This is a genomic window from Arthrobacter sp. MDT2-3, assembly GCF_059090465.1.
Genome location: NZ_JBNHFS010000002.1, coordinates 713131 through 732831, shown reverse-complemented (window position 1 = coordinate 732831; position 19701 = coordinate 713131). Strand labels below are relative to the sequence as shown.

General features: G+C 63.7%; 20 protein-coding genes and 3 pseudogenes. 9 read left to right on the top strand and 14 right to left on the bottom strand.

Translation table 11 applies throughout. From position 1 onward, the window contains the following. The first annotated feature begins 22 nt into the window (after window positions 1-22). Window positions 23-951, top strand: a pseudogene (locus AC5RUQ_RS09065) (lipid kinase). Window positions 952-975: 24 nt separating this feature from the next. Here AC5RUQ_RS09065 and AC5RUQ_RS09060 read toward each other — a convergent pair. From AC5RUQ_RS09060 to AC5RUQ_RS09045, 4 genes are all read right to left on the bottom strand, one after another. After that, entirely contained in the window at window positions 976-1233 is a 258-nt protein-coding gene (locus AC5RUQ_RS09060; RefSeq protein WP_493946958.1) for a three-helix bundle dimerization domain-containing protein, read from the bottom strand. Window positions 1234-1425: 192 nt separating this feature from the next. After that, a complete protein-coding gene (locus AC5RUQ_RS09055) occupies window positions 1426-1590 on the bottom strand; it encodes a hypothetical protein (protein WP_493946957.1) in 165 nt (54 codons plus the stop codon). Next, window positions 1587-1823, bottom strand: coding sequence for a helix-turn-helix domain-containing protein (locus AC5RUQ_RS09050; protein WP_493946956.1), 237 nt, complete (start codon window positions 1821-1823; stop codon window positions 1587-1589). Before AC5RUQ_RS09050 ends, AC5RUQ_RS09055 begins: the two co-directional genes overlap by 4 nt. Beyond that, window positions 1823-2320, bottom strand: a complete 498-nt coding sequence (locus AC5RUQ_RS09045; RefSeq protein ID WP_493946955.1) for a DUF2975 domain-containing protein — start codon at window positions 2318-2320, stop codon at window positions 1823-1825. Before AC5RUQ_RS09045 ends, AC5RUQ_RS09050 begins: the two co-directional genes overlap by 1 nt. 134 nt (window positions 2321-2454) lie before the next feature. On the opposite strand from AC5RUQ_RS09045, the gene AC5RUQ_RS09040 reads away from it, so the two are divergent. Continuing rightward, window positions 2455-2589, top strand: a complete 135-nt coding sequence (locus tag AC5RUQ_RS09040; RefSeq protein WP_493946954.1) for a hypothetical protein — start codon at window positions 2455-2457, stop codon at window positions 2587-2589. Between the two features lie 334 nt (window positions 2590-2923). On the opposite strand, the gene AC5RUQ_RS09035 is transcribed toward AC5RUQ_RS09040, so the two are convergent. Both AC5RUQ_RS09035 and AC5RUQ_RS09030 read right to left on the bottom strand, forming a co-directional pair. Continuing rightward, window positions 2924-3106, bottom strand: coding sequence for a hypothetical protein (locus AC5RUQ_RS09035; protein WP_493946953.1), 183 nt, complete (start codon window positions 3104-3106; stop codon window positions 2924-2926). Window positions 3107-3393: 287 nt separating this feature from the next. Continuing rightward, window positions 3394-3543 (bottom strand): hypothetical protein, encoded by a 150-nt coding sequence (locus AC5RUQ_RS09030; protein WP_493946951.1) that lies wholly within the window; start codon window positions 3541-3543, stop codon window positions 3394-3396. 394 nt (window positions 3544-3937) lie between these two features. On the opposite strand from AC5RUQ_RS09030, the gene AC5RUQ_RS09025 reads away from it, so the two are divergent. Further along, on the top strand, window positions 3938-4429 hold the full coding sequence (locus AC5RUQ_RS09025; protein ID WP_493946950.1) for an Hpt domain-containing protein: 492 nt from the start codon (window positions 3938-3940) through the stop codon (window positions 4427-4429). 79 nt (window positions 4430-4508) lie between these two features. Here AC5RUQ_RS09025 and AC5RUQ_RS09020 read toward each other — a convergent pair whose 3' ends face one another. Both AC5RUQ_RS09020 and AC5RUQ_RS09015 read right to left on the bottom strand, forming a co-directional pair. Then, window positions 4509-5321: an ANTAR domain-containing protein gene (locus AC5RUQ_RS09020; RefSeq protein ID WP_493946949.1), complete on the bottom strand. Its 813-nt coding sequence runs from the start codon at window positions 5319-5321 to the stop codon at window positions 4509-4511. A 126-nt stretch (window positions 5322-5447) separates the two neighbouring features. After that, window positions 5448-6203 carry an SDR family oxidoreductase gene (locus tag AC5RUQ_RS09015; protein WP_493946948.1) on the bottom strand — a complete coding sequence of 252 codons (756 nt, stop codon included), beginning with the start codon at window positions 6201-6203 and terminating at the stop codon, window positions 5448-5450. A 160-nt stretch (window positions 6204-6363) separates the two neighbouring features. Between AC5RUQ_RS09015 and AC5RUQ_RS09010 the strand changes: the two genes are divergently transcribed. Continuing rightward, window positions 6364-7176 (top strand): GAF domain-containing protein, encoded by an 813-nt coding sequence (locus AC5RUQ_RS09010; protein ID WP_493946947.1) that lies wholly within the window; start codon window positions 6364-6366, stop codon window positions 7174-7176. 491 nt (window positions 7177-7667) lie between these two features. Here the strand turns inward: AC5RUQ_RS09010 and AC5RUQ_RS09005 are convergent, their stop codons facing one another. The 5 genes from AC5RUQ_RS09005 to AC5RUQ_RS08985 all read right to left on the bottom strand — a co-directional run bounded on the left by AC5RUQ_RS09005 (window position 7668) and on the right by AC5RUQ_RS08985 (window position 10394). Beyond that, a complete protein-coding gene (locus tag AC5RUQ_RS09005; protein ID WP_256248112.1) occupies window positions 7668-7835 on the bottom strand; it encodes a hypothetical protein in 168 nt (55 codons plus the stop codon). 79 nt (window positions 7836-7914) lie between these two features. Next, window positions 7915-8082, bottom strand: a complete 168-nt coding sequence (locus AC5RUQ_RS09000; RefSeq protein WP_493946946.1) for a hypothetical protein — start codon at window positions 8080-8082, stop codon at window positions 7915-7917. Between the two features lie 133 nt (window positions 8083-8215). Next, entirely contained in the window at window positions 8216-8938 is a 723-nt protein-coding gene (locus AC5RUQ_RS08995) for a GAF domain-containing protein (RefSeq protein ID WP_493946945.1), read from the bottom strand. 94 nt (window positions 8939-9032) lie between these two features. Beyond that, window positions 9033-9779 carry a glutamate-cysteine ligase family protein gene (locus AC5RUQ_RS08990; RefSeq protein WP_493946944.1) on the bottom strand — a complete coding sequence of 249 codons (747 nt, stop codon included), beginning with the start codon at window positions 9777-9779 and terminating at the stop codon, window positions 9033-9035. 201 nt (window positions 9780-9980) lie between these two features. After that, window positions 9981-10394 carry an Hpt domain-containing protein gene (locus AC5RUQ_RS08985; RefSeq protein WP_493946943.1) on the bottom strand — a complete coding sequence of 138 codons (414 nt, stop codon included), beginning with the start codon at window positions 10392-10394 and terminating at the stop codon, window positions 9981-9983. 742 nt (window positions 10395-11136) lie between these two features. Here AC5RUQ_RS08985 and AC5RUQ_RS08980 point away from each other — a divergent pair. The 5 genes and pseudogenes from AC5RUQ_RS08980 to AC5RUQ_RS08960 all read left to right on the top strand — a co-directional run. Continuing rightward, on the top strand, window positions 11137-11649 hold the full coding sequence (locus AC5RUQ_RS08980; protein ID WP_493946942.1) for a hypothetical protein: 513 nt from the start codon (window positions 11137-11139) through the stop codon (window positions 11647-11649). A gap of 126 nt (window positions 11650-11775) precedes the next feature. After that, the gene (locus AC5RUQ_RS08975) at window positions 11776-13383 is read left to right on the top strand and encodes a multicopper oxidase family protein (protein ID WP_493946941.1); all 1608 of its coding nucleotides are present in this window, start codon (window positions 11776-11778) and stop codon (window positions 13381-13383) included. Between the two features lie 104 nt (window positions 13384-13487). Continuing rightward, on the top strand, window positions 13488-13940 hold the full coding sequence (gene lepB, locus AC5RUQ_RS08970) for a signal peptidase I (RefSeq protein ID WP_493946939.1): 453 nt from the start codon (window positions 13488-13490) through the stop codon (window positions 13938-13940). 67 nt (window positions 13941-14007) lie between these two features. Then, a pseudogene (locus AC5RUQ_RS08965) lies at window positions 14008-14142 on the top strand (transcriptional regulator); the annotation flags it as partial. 20 nt (window positions 14143-14162) lie between these two features. Further along, window positions 14163-14438, top strand: a pseudogene (locus AC5RUQ_RS08960) (cation efflux transmembrane domain-containing protein); the annotation flags it as partial. Window positions 14439-14599: 161 nt separating this feature from the next. On the opposite strand, the gene AC5RUQ_RS08955 reads toward AC5RUQ_RS08960, so the two are convergent. Continuing rightward, window positions 14600-19636 (bottom strand): peroxidase family protein, encoded by a 5037-nt coding sequence (locus tag AC5RUQ_RS08955; RefSeq protein ID WP_493946938.1) that lies wholly within the window; start codon window positions 19634-19636, stop codon window positions 14600-14602. Window positions 19637-19701 lie beyond the last annotated feature (65 nt).

The following is a 19701-nucleotide window of genomic DNA, read 5'->3' as shown; positions in this document are numbered from 1 at the left end:
CACCCACCCTAGGATGTTCCCCATGAAGGTTGCCCGAGAGGCGTACTCCGCTGCCGTGGTGATAAACGCCGGCGCCCGCCTGGGAGCGGCGCCGGAGCTGGCGGTGGACAGGCTGCGAAGGGCGGGCCTGCCCGTCACATCCGTGCACCCTGTGCTGTCCGGCGCAGAGCTGGCCGGAACCCTGGACAGGGTGATGGCCGACGGGCACGACCTGGTGGTTGTTGGCGGCGGTGACGGGACGGTGTCCTACGCCGCCGGCCGGCTTGCAGGGACCGGAATCGTGCTCGGCGTCCTTCCGCTGGGAACCGCCAACGACCTTGCCCGCACGCTCGAGATACCGAACGACCTTGCCGGGGCCTGCGCTGTCCTCGCGGACGGAAAGGTGGTGGACATCGACCTGGGGCGGGCGAACGGCCAGCCCTTCCTGAACGTTGCGTCGGTTGGCCTGTCGGTCGGTGTCACCGAGACCCTCAGCCCCCGCCTGAAGCGGTATCTCGGGCCGCTGGCTTTGGCGTTGCCGCCGTGCGCGCCTATGCCCGGCACAGGCCGTTCCGGGCCCGTCTCGAGTTCCCCGAGGGGGACCATGAAGCGCTGGAACTCGAAAACATGCTGCAGGTGGCAGTGGGCAACGGCCGGCACTACGGCGGCGGTAACACGGTCTCGCCGACGGCGGGGATTGATGACCACACCCTTGATATCTACGCCATCCCCGGGGCGCCGCTGCGGGAGCACGTGAGGATCGCGCGGCTACTGAAGGACGGCAGCTTCGTGGAACGCGACGGGGTTCATCACTTAACCAGCAGGCGTGTCCGGCTGATTACCGAGCCGCCCATGCCGGTAAACCTCGACGGCGAGATCGTCACTGCCACGCCCACCGATTTCACAATCGAGCGCAACGTGGTGCACGTTGTGGTGCCGGAGGGCAGTAGCAGTGCGCGGTTCGACGGGTAGTGCCGTGGCTGATTGAAACCCTCATCAAGCGTTGACAGGAGACCCGCCGGGAGCATTCGCTGCACCCACCTGCGGGCTCAGGACTGCCGGCGAAGCAAGCCTGAGCTTTGCGGCTCGTTCAACGAGGATGGGGATGTAGTCCCGAACCCGGGACTCAGCAAAAAGGTTGTGTTCGTAGGCAACTACGTCCTCGATGACGGAGGTTGGCTGATCAGGGAAGCGCCGGGCCAGCCGGTCTACCACAGCCCTGAGCGCCCGGATTTCAGTTTCCCTGAGAACCATTACCACTACTCCATCACCGAAGGGGAGCCAACCACCTGTACGTTCCAGAACCGGCGCATGGCTAAATCCTACGAACGTGGACAAGGGAAGAAAGGCAAATGCTGGAAGTCTGCGGATACCCGCAGACTTCCGGCCGGCTATGGCTTTTACAGGCCTTCGAGGACAGCCGCTCCCACAGCCCCCTGCTGCTGGTCAGAGCCGGTGGCGATCCCGGCGCACGGCCCGGACGAGGAGGACGGCCGCGCCGGCTACGATCACCGCCCCGATACCCTGCAGACCAGGAGAGTCATCAGCCCCGCCGAGCACGAAGACGGCGACGCCCAGCGCCACGGCGAGGAGTGAGGCCAGCCACCTCACCGCTTTTCCGTCCCGTCGCCGGCACCATCGTCGGCTACCCACTCGAGCAGGTCGCCCGCCTGGCACTCCAGGACCCGGCACATCGCGTCCAGGGTGCTGAAACGGATCGCCTTGGCACGGCCGTTCTTCAGCACCGCCACGTTGGCCGGGGTGATCCCGACGCGCTCAGCGAACTCGCCCACGCTCATCTTGCGCTTGGCCAGTTCGACGTCGATGCGCACCACGATCGCCATCAGATCACCCCTTCCATGTCAGTCCGCAGTGCCGTGGCCTGCCGCAGCAGGTCCCGCATGACCACAATCAGCAGGACCAGCACCGCAAAGATCAGCGTGATGCCGACCAACATGGCAGGTGTCCCGGGGTCACGCAATTCGGGTGTGAAGTAGATGTACGCGATGAGGGAGCCGGCCAGTGCCGCCAGCAGCAGCCATGCCGCGACGAACGTCCACATGATCACGTCCACCCACCGCAGGGAGGCCGGGGTGAAGATCCGGTCGCGCTGGACCAGGGTCAGCAGCCGCCAGATGCATACGATGACAACCTGCAGGCACAGCGCCTCCAATTCGGCGAACAACAGCAGCGGCCATCGCCAGGGATCCATTCCCGGCCCCTCCTCTGTTGTAAAGAGGAATTCGCCAGGGAACGACATGACCTGGGCCACCAACAGCCCAAGGAACACCAACACCAGCAGGACCCTAAGCGGGAGGACCAATCGACTCACAATACTCATGCCTCAAGAATCAATGGGTTTCTATCGAAAGTCAATATATTGGGGTCGTGCTGAGGCCACTACGTGGTTCGGGTTTAGTAAAACGAGTAGGCGATACGCGGGCGCCGGCATGGGGGAATGCGTAGAGTCGGCGCATGGCAGACGTAATCCGCAAGCACGGGCGCAGAAGAGGGCCAGGGCCAGCACAAGGGGGCGGCAAGCAGCTCGCCATCCTTGGCACCGTCCTGTTGATTGTCTTGGCTGTGGCCGCCTTCGCCCTGACACGCTAGGCCCGCCTGGTCCCCTGAATGTGGGCCACGGGGTCTTGTGCCGGCCATGCATGGTCGGGATCCGACGGCGGCAGCACCGAATGCCGGCGTCGTCCGTAATGCCCATGGCCAGTGAGCCATGGTGGCAGCGGGGCTAATGCTGCTGGGCGGAATAGGGGTGATGACCCTGCTGTTGCGGCCTTTGATGTACGCACTGCAAACTGCTGCCACTGTCTTTCTGGGCCGCAACATGCATGCTCTTTGGCTTAGCCTGGAGCGGGTTTGGGCTGGCGCTCGGTACCGGCATAGGCAATGCATGAACTGAGCCCCAGAGGGACCGCTGGGCCCACTAGGGTCAGGCGGCCGGCTCAGGCGCTGCTGCCATCCTCTGGTTGCTGTACGCGGACGATTCCCTGTGCTCAGCACACTGGACATCAGCAACCAGGGAGCCGCCGACGTCGTCCTTTTGGTAGTGCGTGACGTGCTTGGTCTCCCTGCCGCACTTGCTGCAAAAAGCCTGGTGCTGTTTTGTCCACATGAATGAATAATACGGGCTTGGCGGTTTACCGGAAGTAGATGTGCCGGGATGTGTGGCTGTCCACATTTTAACTGCGGTTCCATCAGGTATTTTTCCGCGTTAAAACCCTTTACTACCCGCGTTCGGCTTACTAAAGTCAGTACTTGTCATAGTCCGGATGGGCGCTAGGGGGCGTCCGGGAAGGGGGAGTGCATCACCGCTGACCGATACCAGAAGACAAGTGACCACTACGTTGAAAGCCCCTCCTAGGAGGGGCTTTCCCTTGTCCTTCCAAGGTCCTGCGGATGTCAGCTGTTGCCGGTGTGCACGATGCTTTCACGGTCTTGTTCGCTTGCAGGGGCGTCTGCCAGGCCGGCGGGCGTGAGGTCGAGGTCCTCGATGCCCAGCGAGCGGGAATGTCCGTCATTGGACGCTGTGGTGTTGCTGGTGATGGTCATGCTCTGGTTTCCTTCGGTCTATCTTTTTCGGGTGGGAGCAAGGGTCAGAACTGCGCTGTGGTCCGTGTTTCCCGGGACACGGTGCACCAGCTGGTGCACAGGCCGTAAAAGGCATCCCGGCTGAGGATCGAGCCGGACCCGGGGTCCCGCTAGGTGGCTTCCGTGAGGAACTGATCAAACTGTGATTGCGCCATGGCGGCACTTCACAGCAGGGTGCAGCGGCCCGCCGTTGGGCTACAGCAGCCAGGCTTGATGCCCTGCACAGGACAACAAGCGAGCAGCCAGAATATCAGGGACCCCGGCTTCAGGGCTAAACAAGAGACCTTGGACGAGCTAGGAAACCACAAGGTGCGGCCGCAGGGTTCCCCCAATATCCACTCCGTACAGTCCAGGCATGACCATCACCACCACTCCACTGCACAAGGTGAATTGCCCCCAGCCCGGCGGCACGTCCCCCTTGATAAGCGCCGGAGGATCCACCCATCCGCTCATAGACCATGTTGTGCTGGAGAAGTTGCGCGAGGACCTTCATGAGTACGAGGTCTGGCGGGTATTTGTCCAAAACTTCATCACCGCCCTGCCTTCGAGGATAGAAAAGCTGCGGGTGGCGTTGACTACCGGGGATGCTGCTGAGGCCAGGGATGCGGTCCTCAGCCTCAAGACCGCGAGCCAGATGGTGGGCGCCGAACGCCTCGCGGCCCTCGCCCTCGACCTTGAGGCAGCCCAGCGGGAAGGTATCCGGATCGCTGATCCAGCCGTCGCCCTGCCCCGGCTCGCGGTGGACTACTTGTACCGGATCAAGCAACGGGCCAGTCAGACTTCCCACGCTCTCCAGACACACTTGGATACAGCCAGGCAGCCGCGGGACATCGTCGGCCAGTCCTGAGCGTCCGCTCACGCTGCGCCCCATCTGCCTCGGGGCAGGGCTGTTCCGCTCTGATACTGCTTGCCGCCAAGCTTCCGGTTCAGTCCACGAACCGGGTGGCGGGTGCGCCGCGCGGCATGTTCTTGAGGATGCCCTCGGCCACGTCCCGTACCTGCATGCTTCGCCGGGTGGACGCAGAGGCAAGCATGCTGAAGGCGTCCGGATAGGAACAGCGGTTCCGGCCCATGATCACGCCGCACGCCACGTCGATGGAGGTGCGGCTTTCCAGGACGGCTTTCAGGTTGTCCCCGGCTGCCCGCACGCTCCGCACGTCAAGGGCCAGCTTCAGGCTCTTTCCCGCCACGCCGGCGAACCAGGTGGCATACCCCACCACCTCCGGTGCGAACGAAACGCCAGGCGGGGCGAAGAAGGCCAGGACGCAGGATATGCCGGCCTCCAGCCGGACCGGAACGGCGAGGACTTCGCCGTAGCCGGCGTCGAGGAACCGGCACCGGTAAGCCTGCCACCGCAGGGGAGTGCCGCCGTCGGCCGCCACCACCACGGGAATCCCTGAATCGACCACCTGGGCCCGCGGGCCGTCGTCGAAATCCTGTTCCGCTGCGGCGAGGGAAACGGCCCGGCCGTTGTTTGCTGCGCGAAGGGGAGCACGCTGTGCAGAGGCGAGCGTGGCGGCACAATCGATCTGAACCCCCACCGAGCCGGTGAGCGCAACAGCAGCAGTTTCGGCCAGCCTCCGCAGGGAGTCCACGTCCGTCTGTGTGTCCGTCACCAAATCCAGCAGGAACCCAGAGGGCTCCGGCCACGGCTCCAAGGCGGGGGAGCCCGCCATCGCCTGCTTCCCGCCGTCGGCCTTCAGCACCCTGCCGCTGGTGCCTGCCACATGAATCGTCACCGTGACCCCCCGTTCGCTCCGCCCCCGCACAGCATTGTCCGCGGTCTGCACCTTGAATCTACGGGCGGGCCCGAGGGGAGGGCACCAGTAGCCGGTACTCTAATTTCCGACGGCGGCGGCCGGGGACTACCTGTTTTGTTGCGTTTGCGTTTCCAGCCACTCAAGGAACGTCTGGCGTCCGACGGCGGCACCCGCCTTGGGAATCAGCTTGCCTTTGCGCATCGCTTTACCCATCGGGCCCGGAACAGGCACCTGGACAATCCGTTTCCGCTTGCCCGTCTTCTTCAGGTAGGCGCTGACCAGGTCCACCAGCTGCTCGCCGCGGGGGCCACCGAGATCGGGCAGGCGTCCCTTTGGCCCTGCTTCCGCTGCGGTGACCAGGGCAGCTGCCACCTCCCGGGCGGCGACCGGCTGGGTGAACATCTTCGGCACCAGCACCAGCGGGCCGGCCGAGGCGGCTTTTACCGCCATCGGGACAAACTCGTGGAACTGAGTGGACCGCAGGAGGGACCAGGGAATGCCGCCGTGCCTGACTTCGTCCTCCTGCACCAGCTTCCCGGCGTAGAGGCCCGAGGTGGCCTTGTCGATTCCAACGATGGAGAGTGCCACGTGATGCCGCACGCCCGCCTTCTTCTCCGCCGCCAGCAGGTTCTGCGTGGCGTTGGTGAAGAAGTCAACTGCCTTCTTAGTGGACGTGGTCTGGATGCCGGAGACGTCGATGACTGCCTCCGTGCCCTGGAGCGCCTGGTCCAGGCCGCGGCCGTTTACCAGGTCCACGCCCTCCGAACGGCTCAGGCTGACAACGTTGTGCCCGCGCTCTTTCGCTATCTCCACCACGTGGCGCCCGACGGTACCGGTTCCCCCTGCAACGGCAATCTTCATGGAAGAAATCCTAATCCCGCAGCCCCTGACAAAGGGGTCATCGCGCAATTGTCAGTTTTTCCGAAGTAGGTGCCCTTGCCGATTAGGCCGGAGGGGTAGCCAGAGGGCTAAAGTAGTAAGTAACCTTATGAATGGGGTTTGCAGTTGCGGAATGCTTGGTTTGGCGACTCGGTTGGAGATGTACGGCGTGGATGACGAGGTGGAGCGGCGGCTGGAGCTTGCTGCCACGATCGGTTTGGATCCCCGGAAACTACTGCCCGCCAATGCGGGCAAATCCCGGTTGTCCGAGTTCGAACTGGACGCATACCTTCACGGGTCCATGGCCCGGCCCGAACCGCAACGCCGCCATGGTGCCGGTAACGGACCCTCGCCGGGGCGGCAGCTGGCTCCCTCACCAGGCCTGACGGTGGAAAGATCCGGGCGGTCCGCGGCTGACCAGGGGACACCCCGTGAGCAGTCGCTGTCGGCGCTGGGAGCTGCGGGCAAGTTTCTGCTTACGCCAGAACAGGCAGAGGGTGAACGCCTGAAATCCCTGCACGAGACGGCCCTGCTTCACAGCGGCGCGGAGGAAGCGTTTGACCGCCTTGTGACTGCCACCAGGAAGTACTTTGATGTGGGTGCCGCATCATTGTCACTTATCGCCGAAGACGCCCAGTACTTCAAATCTGTCTTCGGGCCGCTACGAGAGGAAACTCCGAGGCAGATCGCACTCTGCGCGGCAACGGTGGAACAGAACTCGATGCTGATCATCAATGACACGCTCACCGACGACCGTTTCGCGTCCAATCCGCTGGTGGTGGGGGAGCCCCACATCCGCTTCTACGCCGGCTATCCCTTGCACGGGCCCCGCGGTTGGAATATCGGAACCCTGTGCATCATCGACCCGAAACCCCGAGCCTTCCCGCCATCGGACCAGCAGGTACTCCGGACACTCGCCGCAATCGCCCAGAGCCACATCGACGCACGGACTTAGCGCCTGGCCGCCGTCTTGTGGCAGCTGTTGGCTTTACCCGCGGACCTTCCTGACGCTCAACCTGCGCCGCCGCACGGGGGTCTGGCCAGTTGCCGGGCGGAGCCGGCGCCAGGGCTTGTGAGGGTGGGTGCTGTCGGGGCCAGCCGGAGGGGAAGCCGAAGCGACCAGTGACGATCCACTCCTGCGGCGCCGCAACCTGAGGAGCAGGAATACCGCCAGGCCCAACCACGCGACAGCCACACCCAAAATGAGGATTACCGCCGGGATCGCGTCCATGGCTAAGTTTACGCGCGAGTCTGCCAGCACCGAATACTCGTTTCCGCGGCTGCTGACCACGTGGTTTCGGGGGATGCGGGTGGTAAGTACTTGTACTCAAACCCGTGCTTTCTGCGGATCAAACCCACTTCGACCGGGCCGCGTCGAAGCCTCACACTGCCCAGACGACCACGAACTGAACCCAGCGCGGAAACTCCTGGTCCAGCAGTGCAGGATCAGCGGGGGATGCGGCGTCCCCTGAACCGGCTCAGCAGCAGCAGGACGACAGCCACGATCAACAGCACCGGGGCCACCCCCAGGAGGAAGCCCAGCGTTTCGACGGCCAAGCCCACGATGAGGAGGACTATGGCGACGGCGACAATGGCTACGACTAACGCTTTCATCGGTCACACCCTTCGACCCCCCGCGATGGGTCAGGCCTAGGAGAAGTTGGTTTCCCCAGCGTACGCCGTTTCCCTGGAATCAGCTCTCGCCCTCGTTTGACTTGAGACAGATGGCCTGGCTGTAGCCGGCGCGGCGCCCATTGCCGCCAAGGCCGTTGAGGGATTCGTTCAGCGCGTGCGCCAGCATATCGCGCTCAATGGCAGGAAGGCTCAGGGCACCGTGGACGTAGGCATGGACTTCGGTCATGCCGGCTCCTCCGCCAATTGCGAAGTACTTCATCCAAATCTGGTCAAGGGTAAATGGTGCAGCCTCGAATGCTAACCAGAATCCTTGGCGCTGTTCGTCCTCGTCCCCAGGGAGGGCCATCGTTCACCCCCGGTCATGGATCAAGTCCCGGCGTGGACTCAAGGATTTCTTCTGCCACTTCCAGCATGGTCCGGTTCTCGTTCAGTGCCGTGGTCATCAGGTGCAGCATGGCGTCATGGTTGCCCTTGCCCAGGCTCGCCATGACGATCCCCTTGGCGGTGCTGATGGCATCGCGTTGCGCCAGACTCGACTTGAGCTGATCACTCAGCATTTGGGCCCGCTCCCGAGCCTGCACATTAACAAGGAAGATCGAGGCCTGGGCTGCGAACAACTCCAGCAGCCGGATCATGCGGTGCGAGGCCGCCTTGGGCTTGTCCCAGTAGATCTTGATCGCACCGAAGGCGAGGTCCCCAGAAATCAAGGGAACGCTGACACAGGACCGCAAGCCCAGATCGCCTGCTGCCGTGCCCCATTCAGGCCAGCGCAGGTCCGTACGCACGTCTGCGATGTCCACCGGGGATCCCGACGCCCACGCGCTGATGCAGGGACCCTGCCCAAGCTCATATTGAAGCGCATCGGCCTGTGCCACAATCGGGCTGGTTGAAGCTGCGCTGCTGCGGTTGCCGCTGGTATCCATCAGGGATACGCCTGCTCCCGCGGCGTCATTCACCGCCAGGACTGCGGCCTCGGTGATGAGCTTCAGGGCGCTGGAGACGGTCTCCTCGGTCAGGAGTACGTTGGAAAACCGCGCAAAGACCGCGGCCAGCTCGTTGGCCAGCGGCAATTCAGTGTCCATGACCGGCTCCATTCCCAGCGTGTTGGCCCTTGGTGGACCAACTGCTTCTTTCCTTCATCCCAGCACACATTGCCTTCACGTTCCACTCATCTGGTCAGGTCGCGTAGAGGTGGCGCAAACGGCGGCGGGGGCTTGCGGCTGCTGCATGCGTGCGTTCGACGGCGTCCATCACCACTGCCGTCAGGCTCCGGCTTTTAACCATCGCTTCGCGCTGTTTGTGGGCGCCGTTACCGGAGGCCAGGATGTGGGCGAGTCCCAAAGGGACCTGCTCCTCGTCCCCGAAACTGGCGAGGACTGGCCGGATATGCGCCAGGAGGTCCTGCACCGCTTCTGTCGCAGGGCGCGGAGAATGCCGCAGGGGGTGCAGGAGGTTGCCTTCGACGCCGGCTTCACTGGCCAGCCAGCCAGCCAGGCGCAGGTATTCCTGTAAGGATCCGAACTGCTCGCAAGGTCCCGCCGTCGGCCATCGGCTCCAGGCGTGGTAGCGGAAGCTCGCGTAACCGCTGTTGGTTCCCTGCCAGAACGGGGAGTTCTCACTCAGCACCAGCAGCACAGGCAACCAGACGCGGATTCGGTCCAGGACTGCGATGCCTTCCTCCCCCGAGGTGTAGGTGGAACAAACGGGGCCAACAACCTCAAGCTGCTCCTGTTTGACCTCCAGAGCCAGGATTGGCCCCTGGCTGGTCCTTGGATTCTTTGGAGCGTGCCGCATGGCCTGTTCCGCCACCGGCACGGGTTGCCCCGTGTCGGGATCTACGAGCAGGAATTCCTCTTCAACGCCGAAAGTTCGTTGAGGCCCGCCGACGGGTGGAATGCCGGGCTGATCTGTTGAAGATTTCAATGTAGTTCCAATGAGAATGGCATCCGAACCGTCGATAGCTGGTTCACATGACGGTGGAACAACCGGCCCTCCTGCTCGAGCCCTCACCAGCCGCTCCCAGTAAGCAGGCCGCTGATTCCTCAAGATTACGCGCGTGTACAGTTCGCCGGAAGAGAGCGGGGCGAAACCCACCGCACGTTGGGAATGATGTAAACCGGTGAGTCAGGCGGCGCCCCGTCGTTGGTGAAGAAGCCTCTCCAGGAGATAGGCAGTCTGATCCGCGGATTGCCTGATGCGTAGGAGGTAGGCTGCCGCGAGCCGGGGCAGGGCAACCTCGGGGTCGTCGTCGCGGGCGGCCGAACGCAGGGAATGTTCCACATCAAGCGCAAGGCCCGCCAGGTTTTCTGCACCCACCATCTGGCTGGAGGTCTTGAGGCTGAGGACTGCGTTCCTGGCGCCTACTAGATCGGCGGTGGTGAGGGCCAGGCGGAGATTTTCCGTCCTGGCGGGCAGGTGCGCCACGAAATCCTGGACAAAGATACTCCAGACGCCTTCGTCGTCGTCCAGCTCGGCACGCAACCTGTCCAGAACTGAACTGTCCAGGAGTGGCAGGGTATGGCCCCCGTTCTGCGTCATCGCTGTCCTTCCGGCATGGAAATTACCACGCGGTCAAGGACTGGGCCGGAATCGGGCAGGGCCGCCCCAGCAGCAAGGGCTATGAAGCCCAGGAAAATCTGTTTTTTGTCGGCCGGAAAATGACCGGGAGGCGCGGACGTCATGGGGGCCAATGACTTTTTGCGGAACCACGCTGTACCGCCGCCTCCGTCATTGGCCCCGGTCTGATGGTGCGCTTTTCGCACTCCGGGTTTAGTCCCCATAAGCCTGCCCCCTGCCAGCCGAACCACTGAAGCGAGTGTCGTCGCAGACACTTTTTCAGAACGCTACGGGGTGGGGAGAGGAAGGGCACGAGTAGTGGGTACTCACTTTTTTGAAAGTAGACACTCCAGGCGCTTCAGCCGGTACAACAACGTGCACGTCATGGGGAGGGGCTCGGCTTGGCGGTGCCGGCTTCTCGACACCGCCAAGCCCTGAGACTCTGTTTCCCCCAATAAAGGCTTTGGCATTGCTGGTCCCAGTGCCAGCTGCAACTTTGTTGCGCTTCAAGCCTTACACGGAATACTTTGACGTCTCTGGCTCAAGGACCCCGGCAGATAGGGTCAAGAGTGCCTCAAGGTTCCCGCAAATTCTGCACGGATCTGATGCCTCCCACGTCCGGGGGAGAACTATCCGGGCGGGCACACATGCACTGTGCATCGGCCGCTGGGGGCCATGCGCTTGCCCCTAGGGATTCCCTAGGAACCAGCGGAAGACTGCTGCTATGGCATCGACTGCATTGCTCAAGGGCACGAAGTTTCTTGTTCCGGCGGTTTTGCTCGCCCTGGCAGGGGCTCTTGTTTTCAGCATCCTCACGGCCGCCCCGCGGACGCCTCCTGCCATGCTGGGTGCGTCAGCCAGCCTCGATGGAGGACTTGCACGCATCCACGGGGTTATCCCCCTCGAAGTGGACGGCTGGACGCCGCCCGCACCTTCCGCGGTGCTCGCCGATCCACCGGGGAAAGAGCTCCACCGTGTCCGCATACTGGTGGAGCTGACTGCGATGGAGCGGGACGGCCTGTCCTTTGACCCGTCCCGGTATGCCGTCTCGTCCTTGGGCTCAGGAACCTGGAAGCCGGTCTGGTTTTCTCCAGCCCCTGCGACGGCGAGCCAGGGGGAAAGCATCAACGCCACACTCGTGTTTGAACTGCCGGACCGCGCGATAGATCTGGCCCTGGAGCTGCCGGGAGGGCCAGGCCTGTCCCTCGGTGCGGGACATCACCGGGGCGGCAGATAGAAGTGGCCGTCCGATTCCCGGCAACAGATCCCGTTTCAATGTTTCTCCAAGCATTGGGGAAATACTTTCAGGAAATCCGCAAGCTGAGTACGGAACAGTCGAGCCATCCAGCAAAGGAGACCGACCATGACAATTTCACGCCGTCAGGTTCTGTTGATCGGGGGACTCGGAGTCCTCGGAGCAGGTGGCGCCTTGTTGCCCACGGGATCGGTGGAGGCCAAGTCGGCCAGCCGCCTGAGCGACCGGGAGATGCCGCGGCCGTTCCAGGCACCTTTCGTCCAGGCTCCTATCCTCGAGCCGTATTCCACAGGCATTGATCCGGCGGACGGTTTGCCCGTCAACTACTACCGGGTGACGGAAAAGGCCGCTACCGCCAACATCCTGCCTCGGTTGACCACGCCGATTCTCGGTTACAACGGATTGTTCCCCGGGCCCACCATCAGCCTCGACCAGGGCACGAAAGCCGTGCTAAGGGTCCGCAACCAGCTCCCGGCGCAGCACGCCCTGGACGGTCACGCCCTGTCCACCTCAACCCACCTGCACGGTTCCGCGTCACTGCCGCAGTATGACGGTTACGCAAGCGACATCACGCACCCGGGGTTCTATAAGGACTATCGCTTCCCCAACTTCCAGCCGGCCCGCACATTGTGGTACCACGACCACGGCGTCCACTTCACCGCCCTGAACGCCTATTCCGGCCTCGCAGCGCAGTACCACATGCACGATCCCATCGAGCGGCAGCTGCTTCCGCAGGGACGCTACGACGTTGCGCTGACCGTCAGCGATGCAATGTTTGCCGAAAACGGGTCCCTGGGCTACGACGACAACAGCCACTCCGGCCTGTGGGGTGACGTGATCCTGGTCAACGGAAAGCCTTGGCCCGTCATGAAGGTGCAGAAGCGCGTATACCGCTTCCGGATCCTGAACTGCTCCATCTCCCGCTCCCTGCGGCCGGCGCTCAGCACCGGGGATCCCTTGGTGGTGGTGGCCACAGACGGCGGCCTGATGCCGACCGCCCAAAGCGTGGCGAACTACCGCCACGCCGGGGCGGAGCGGTATGAAGTCCTGATCGATTTCCGGAAGTACAGGACGGGGCAGCGGATTGAACTCCGGAACCTGTCCAACAAAAACAACGTGGACTACGACTTCACCAATAAGATCATGGCGTTCGATGTTACGGACGAACCGGTGGACACCTCCGACCCCACCTGGAACCGGATCCCGACCACCCTGACCGGCAGCGAAACGATGTCGCTGACCGCAGCGCAATCCGTAAAAACACGCAGGTTCCGGGTCAAACGCAACGACACCACCAACCTTTGGACCATCAACGAGGACAGTTGGCAGGACGTCATTGCCAGCGGTTACAAGAAAGTGGTTGCCGATCCCGCGCTCAACTCGGTGGAAATCTGGGAATTCGAGAACCGGTCGGGCGGCTGGTTCCACCCGCTGCACATCCACCTGGTGGATTTCCAGATCATCAGCCGCAACGGAAGGGCGCCCTTTCCCTACGAGCGGGGCCCGAAGGACGTGGTGTACATAGGTGAAGACGAGACTGTCAGGCTCCTGATGAAGTTCACCCCCCACAAGGGTGTTTACATGATGCACTGCCACAACCTGCCGCACGAAGACCACGACATGATGGTCCAATTCCGGGTGGGCCTCCAGGAGACCGACGTGGACAACAACGATCCCATGACAGCGGCCAAAGCTGAATGGGACAACGACGATTGAGCACGGCACAAGTAAAGCGCCACGGCCGGCGGCGGCTCCCGAGCCGCCGGCTGCCGTGGCCGAAGGTGCGGTTCATAAGAGGACGCCGGCATCGGCTCCTTGCGGTGGCGCTGATTCCTCTCCTGGTCATTCTGGCGGTCCGCACGTGGCTCGTGGAACCTTTCACCGTGTCGTCGGACAGCATGGAGCCCACCATTCCCTCGGGCGCCGTCGTTCTCCTGTACAAGCCGGCCGCGGCGGCAGGCTTGATTAAGAACGGCGTAGTGGTCGCATTCACCAGTCCCGATGACGGACACACTGCCATCAAGCGCGTCATCGCGGGGGAGGGGCAGACTGTTGCCATCCGGGACGCGGAACTGTACGTCGACGACGTGGCCGTTCCAGAGCCCTTTATCGATCACAGCCGCATCGACGCAACATACTTCGGCCCCATGACGGTGCCCGCCGGAAGCGTGTTTGTGCTGGGCGATAACCGCGGTGTGTCCATCGACTCCAGGGACTTCGGGGCTGTGCCCTTGACGGCGATCCACGGCACCCTGCTGAGCGGTCAGAAATAGGTTCAAGGCTCCCTGGGGGCTCAGTTCAGGATTGCCTGTACACCGGCGGATGTATCGTCCGAGGCATGCCGTCCCCGACGGACGTCGTACGCGGTATGAACTCGCCGATGCCCGGTTGGGCCATGCAATCAATGATCTAATTGGCGTGGTCCTCGCCGTCCATCCGGCCTGCTGCGCTCCGGACGGGACGTGCTTCGCATGACCGCCCTGCTGCAAGCTCCTTCTGCCGAGCGCCGCGCTGTCCTATCCCGCAGGATCCGGCCATCTCCTTCTTCGCCCTGGGCGCGTTCGTGGCCGTCGACGCCGTCCGGTCCCTGACCGGTGGAGGCGAAGCACAGCACTCCACCCCTGGGATTGTCATCGCAGCGTTGAGCTTGGCGATCATGCCGGTTCGGTCCTGGGCACAGCGCCGGGCGGGCCGCGAGTTGGGTTCCCGCACCCGCCGTCGCTGATTCCAAGCAGACCCTGCTGTGTACCTACCTCTCGGCGGTCCTGCTGCCGGTTCCTGCTGTTCCGGGTGCCAAGCATCAAGAAGACTTCCACGGGCTTGATCTGGCCCATTAGGACAATGCGCAAGCCAAAAGGTGGCCTACCCCCTTGACTGGGGGTAGGCCACCCTTTGGCATATGGCAGCACGCTGATGGCGTACTTTCGGTTACTCAGGCATTGGTGGAAGTCCTGGCCTCCTCGGACAGTGCTTTCCTGGCGTTAGCCCGGAAGCGGAACAGTTTGAACGCCAGCAGGGCGCAGGCAGCCAGGAGGCCACCTGTGGTGATGGCAAGGGTCGCGCTGCCCGGATCCGTGACGAGGTACTCGGCCAGGGCCGCCAAGGTGACTGCCGTAGCGGTACCGAGGGGCCCCCCGAAGAGTCCTGCTGCGGGTACCTGTGCCAGCGGTTGATCCGCTACGGGTCCTGCTTCCGCCGGCCCCGCCACATCCTCGTTGAAGGCACGGCGCTCGTCTTCTGTGGCACCGGGGACAACAGGTTCGCTCAGTTCGGAGAACTGGGGTTCGCTGCCGCCGTCGGCGGGGGCAACCTGGAATTGGTAAGCGGCCCCGTTCTCCAGGCCACGAACGACCACTCTCGTGGCACCGGGTTCTGAAGTCAGGATCTCTCCGAACTGGGCCCCCGTGGAATCAACGGTCCGGACCAAGAAGCCGCCGGTTACTGGGGCCGACACCGGCACTTGGGCTGGGTCGACTGGTGCCGGGTTGGCAGGTGCCTGGTCCACTGGTGCCGGGTTGGCAGGTGCCTGGTCCACGGGTGCGGGGTTGGCAGGTGCGGGGTTTGCAGGTGCCTGGTCCACTGGGGCGGTGTCCGGAACAGGCTGGGTGCCCGGCGTCGGCGGGACAACCACGATGACCTCGCCATCGCCCGGGATGACTTCATCGATCCCGTCATCGACTTCTTCGCCGGCTCCGTCTTCGACTTCATCCACGTCATCCTCAACCTCATCCACCTCGTCCTCACCGTCGTCGACTCCGTCGGTTCCGTCGCCGAAGACGAGCTGTTCGATGTTGCGCAGGGTGTCGGTGCCGTCATCGCCGTTGATGTGCTGGACGGTGGTGACAGCTCCGGGCGAGCCCATGGTGCCGTCTCCGCCGGTTGTGGTGATGGTGTAGTTGAATTCGAAGTCCGAGAAGGCCGCGGTATCGGTTCCTTCGGAGGATGCCAGGATTTCCCGGACGACGATGATGTTGCCGGGGTCGACGCTGCCTGCGAATACCGCCTGCTGGAGGGTCGGGCCGGTCAGTGTACCGTCGGAATTGCGCTGGTACTGGGCGTTCATTCCCGTGGCGCTGCCGATCTCAGTGGCCGCGTTGTTGGGGTCCGTACGGACGCTCAGGCGGACGTTGAGGTACCGGTCGCCGTCGATGATGTCATCGCCGCCGCGGCCCTCGATGAGGTCGTTGCCGCCGCCGCCCAGCAGGATGTTGCCTTCGCCCCATACCTGGGGGCCGCTCAGCACGGGGCATTCCTTGGACGCCGATGCGTTGATGACATCAGCAAGGGGAGTCGGCAGTGATGTGATGAGCTGGCCGAGTCCGGTGATGCGGTCAACACCTGCCTGGTCCAGGGCATCGCAGCCGATGAAGCCTCCGCCACCCATTTCCTTGGGAATGCTGTCGTCGCCCCGCAGCTTGTCGTCGAAGGGACCGCCGGAGAGCGCCTCGACTTCGTTGTACCGGTCGCGGACGCCCACCTGCAGGATGTCCAGCGGTTCGATCGGAAGTTCCAGGTCTGCGTCCTGCGGCTGGGGATCGTAGACGCCGATTTCCCAGTCGTAGCCGGATGCGCCGGCCACTTTCTCCACGCCGGGTCCGGCGATGCCGATGTCGTCCCCGCCTTCCATGTCGTAGTCGTCATCGCCGCCCTGGCCCACCAGGACATCGTTGCCGGGCTTCTGTGAGTCGTCCAGGAAGAACAGGTTGCTCGAGTCGCCGATCAGCAGGTCGGGGCCGTCGCCGCCTTCTGCCCAGTCGTTCCCGCCACCGCCGAATACGGCGTCCAGCCCTTCACCGGCGATCACAAAGTCGTCGTCTTCGCCGGAGAAGGTCTCGTTCGAGTTCGCGCCTCCGTTGATGAAGTCCTTTCCGTCGCCGCCGAGGAGGAGGTCCAGGCCCGGGCCGCCGTCGATCGCGTCGTTGTCCGGTCCGCCCTTCAGGATGTCGTCTCCGGCTGAGTCGGTGATGATGTCGTTGCCGTCACCGCCCAGGACTGTATCGGCGCCGTCGTTGCCTTCGATGACGTCCTTGCCCAGGCCGCCCCACATGGTGTCGTTGTCCACGCCGCCATGGATGCGGTCGGCGTTGACGGATCCGTTGTACACGGCCTGGCCGTTGATGCCGGCCGGATCCACCGAGTTGGACGCCCGGTACTTGATGGTGCCGTCGGGCATCCGGATCAGCAGTGCCGATTCGTTGCACTCCGAGGCGGGGTCGTCGGCGACGGCGTTGCCTGCGGAGGCGAAGCCCTGCACCGTTCCGTTGAGGTTCTTTAGCTCGAACTTGCAGTCAGCCGTGGCGAACGCATCGGCCTTCAGTGCCTGGGCGTTGGTGTTGCGCATCATCATCTCCGCGAAGGAGTTTCCTTCAAGCTGCGCCATCAGGTTCATGCCGGGCGTGCGGGCCAGGTAGTACAGCCGGTCACCGTTCTGCAGATCCGTCATCTGGCTTTCGAAAACGTAGTTGAAGGTGCTGCCGAGGAGTCCGCCGAACAGGTTGGTCCGTTCAGCGAGGCCACCCATCCACAGGTCGATGTCATCCAGTCCCGTGATCGATGAGTTTCCCTTGTTGGCCCAGGCATCCGTGCTGTTCATGAAGGCCACGGCGTCCTCGGGAGCAACCTCGCCGGCCAGCGCGTCCGGGCTCACGATCAGCCTGGCTGCTTTGCGCTTGGCCTCCAGCGTGGTGGCTTCCAGGATGGAGGGGTGCTTGCCGTAGGCGGCCACGAAATTGACCAGGGACTTGGGGTGCTTGATGTTTTCGCCGAAGTCGATCCAGTTGGTGTACGGCTTCAGCTGGCCATCGTTGGTTGCACCGTGAATTTCCCGGCGCAGGTTGTTCAGCGTGGGCAGGCCTTCCGACCGGGCCCGGGTCAGGTTGATCGCCGCGAGGTCCATGGGCAGTCCCAGCAGCTTGTTCCGGAGCGTATCGGTGACGAACTCGTCCAGTTCGCTGCCCACCTGGTCCGACATTCCCATGATGATGCTGCCGGCAGCTTCCTCCGAAGTCAGGGGGCCGGCGGGACCGCCGTCTGTGTAGGCGGGCGGATTCAGGAAGCCCTCGAGGAGGGACACGTCATTCTGGGAGCCCCTGACGTCGTCGGACGTTCCAAACATGTTGTCCGCGCCCGGGCTGTCCTCGTTGCGGCGGGAAATGGTTTCCGTGAGCATCGAGTGGCCAAAGCGGTACACGGCGTGGGCGAATTCGGCGCTGACCGCCGGGTTGATGTCCGTCTGGGAGAAGGCGAAAGGCTCGAAAATGTTGAGGGCAGGCTGGATCTTCCGGGCGAACTCCTCAAACACCAGGTGCTGGTATTGCATTTCCGTGACGAACCGTGCGGCCTGGAAGAGCCGTTCGCCGTTCCAGCCCTCGGCGCCTTCAGCCAGCTTCCACTCTGGGAGGGCGGCAGCGCCCCTCGCCGAGGTGTCGTTGCTGAGGACCCGCTTGATGTCCGCGACAAGGCGGTCGTGTTCTGAGTGGAACACCTGGTGGATGGCGGTCAACCCGATGTTCTCGTTGACCCTGCCGTCGCCGGCGATGAAGTGCGCGTTGAGCATCTCGTCGTCGTAGGTCCCGGGGGCCTGGCGCATGAAATCGGCGGAAGCGGTCTTGTCCGCGTCCGGGGCCGGGGCGGCCGGCGGCGTGGCCGGATTGTGGTCTGCGTCCTGGGGTGAGGGGTCGGCGTTGTGCGCGATGTCTGTCAGGAAAGGAGTGCTGAAGTACAGCACGTCCTGGGGCACGAGCGTTCCCCGCCCCTCGTCCGCGGTGCGGTCGGCTTCTACCAGGCCGGACTTGGTAACAAACTGCGGAAGCCCGTTTTTCGGCCCGGGAATGAACTTGCCGTAGGCGTCGGCGGCGAGCATCGGGACATTCAAAGCGTCCTTGTCCAGCAGCTGGATGCCCAGCAACTCCCGGGCCTGCTTCTTGGTGTCAGCCCAGGTGGCCATGCCGCCCGCCGTGGGGGTACCTTCCGCGCCGCCGAGCATCTTGCCCGTCGACACCGGCCGCCCCGAGGCGTTGTTGGCGTACTCGCGCAGGAACACCTGGTGCGAGGAGTGCGATGAGTAGGTTTGGCTCTGGTCCACCCACGGCGAATTGGTGTTCAGGGCATCCTGGACATCGTCTGCCGTTCCCAGGACACCGTCCTGGCCGGGCTGGTTCTGGCCGCGGGTCAGGACCATAAAGCGCATCCTCGGATTGAGGTCATCGGCGTTGCCGAAGACATGGTCCGGTCCTGCGATCAGCGGGTCATCAGCCTTGAGCGGCACATAGACCGTGCCGCCGCCCTTGACGGTCTGGTCGATGCCGTGGTCAAAGAACTGGCCGAAGAGGGTGAACAGGGAGTTGTAGGGCGGTGACAGTCCGACGTCGGTAGTCACGTTGGGGATGAAGAGCGTGTTGTGCGAGGGGACGCAGCCGTCGGGCTCGGCTGCGACCGGGGGAGTCGCCTCAGGGTCAGGGTCCGTGGTGCAGGGCACCACGCCCTCGTTGCCCTGCGTCCGGGCCGGGAAGCCGGCCGCGGCGACAGCGGCCGGGTTGGTGGACGTCTGATCGGCGATCAGGTTGCTGATGGTGCGCGGCCGCGAATCGAAGACGCTTCCCGATTTCTGGGTGTAGCTCGTGGCCATGGGCGGTCCGCCGAAGGACCCGCTCTCGGCGGCACCGAAGGACTTGGATCCCAGCCTCGGGAACACCTGGTCCGATGCGCCGAAGGTCTCCTGGCCGGGCTGAAGGTTGTTGCAGCTTCCGTCAACCGTGCGCAGCCCGTGGGACAGCAGGGGGCTGGCAAGCTGGTTCGGTCCGGTACCCACGAGTGCTCCGCAAGGGCCGGTTTCTGACGTGGTGTTGGCTACGTGCGCTTCGGCGATCTTGATCTGCTTCAGGATGAAGGACAAGTCGGCAGGCGTTACGGTGAAGCCGGCGCCGACCGGTGCCTGCACTGCGTTGGCGGCGATGGGCGGCAAGCCCATGGACGCGGCCAAAGCCACTGCCCCCGATGCGGCCAGGAACCGGAGGCGTGGGCGAGTGCCGGTTT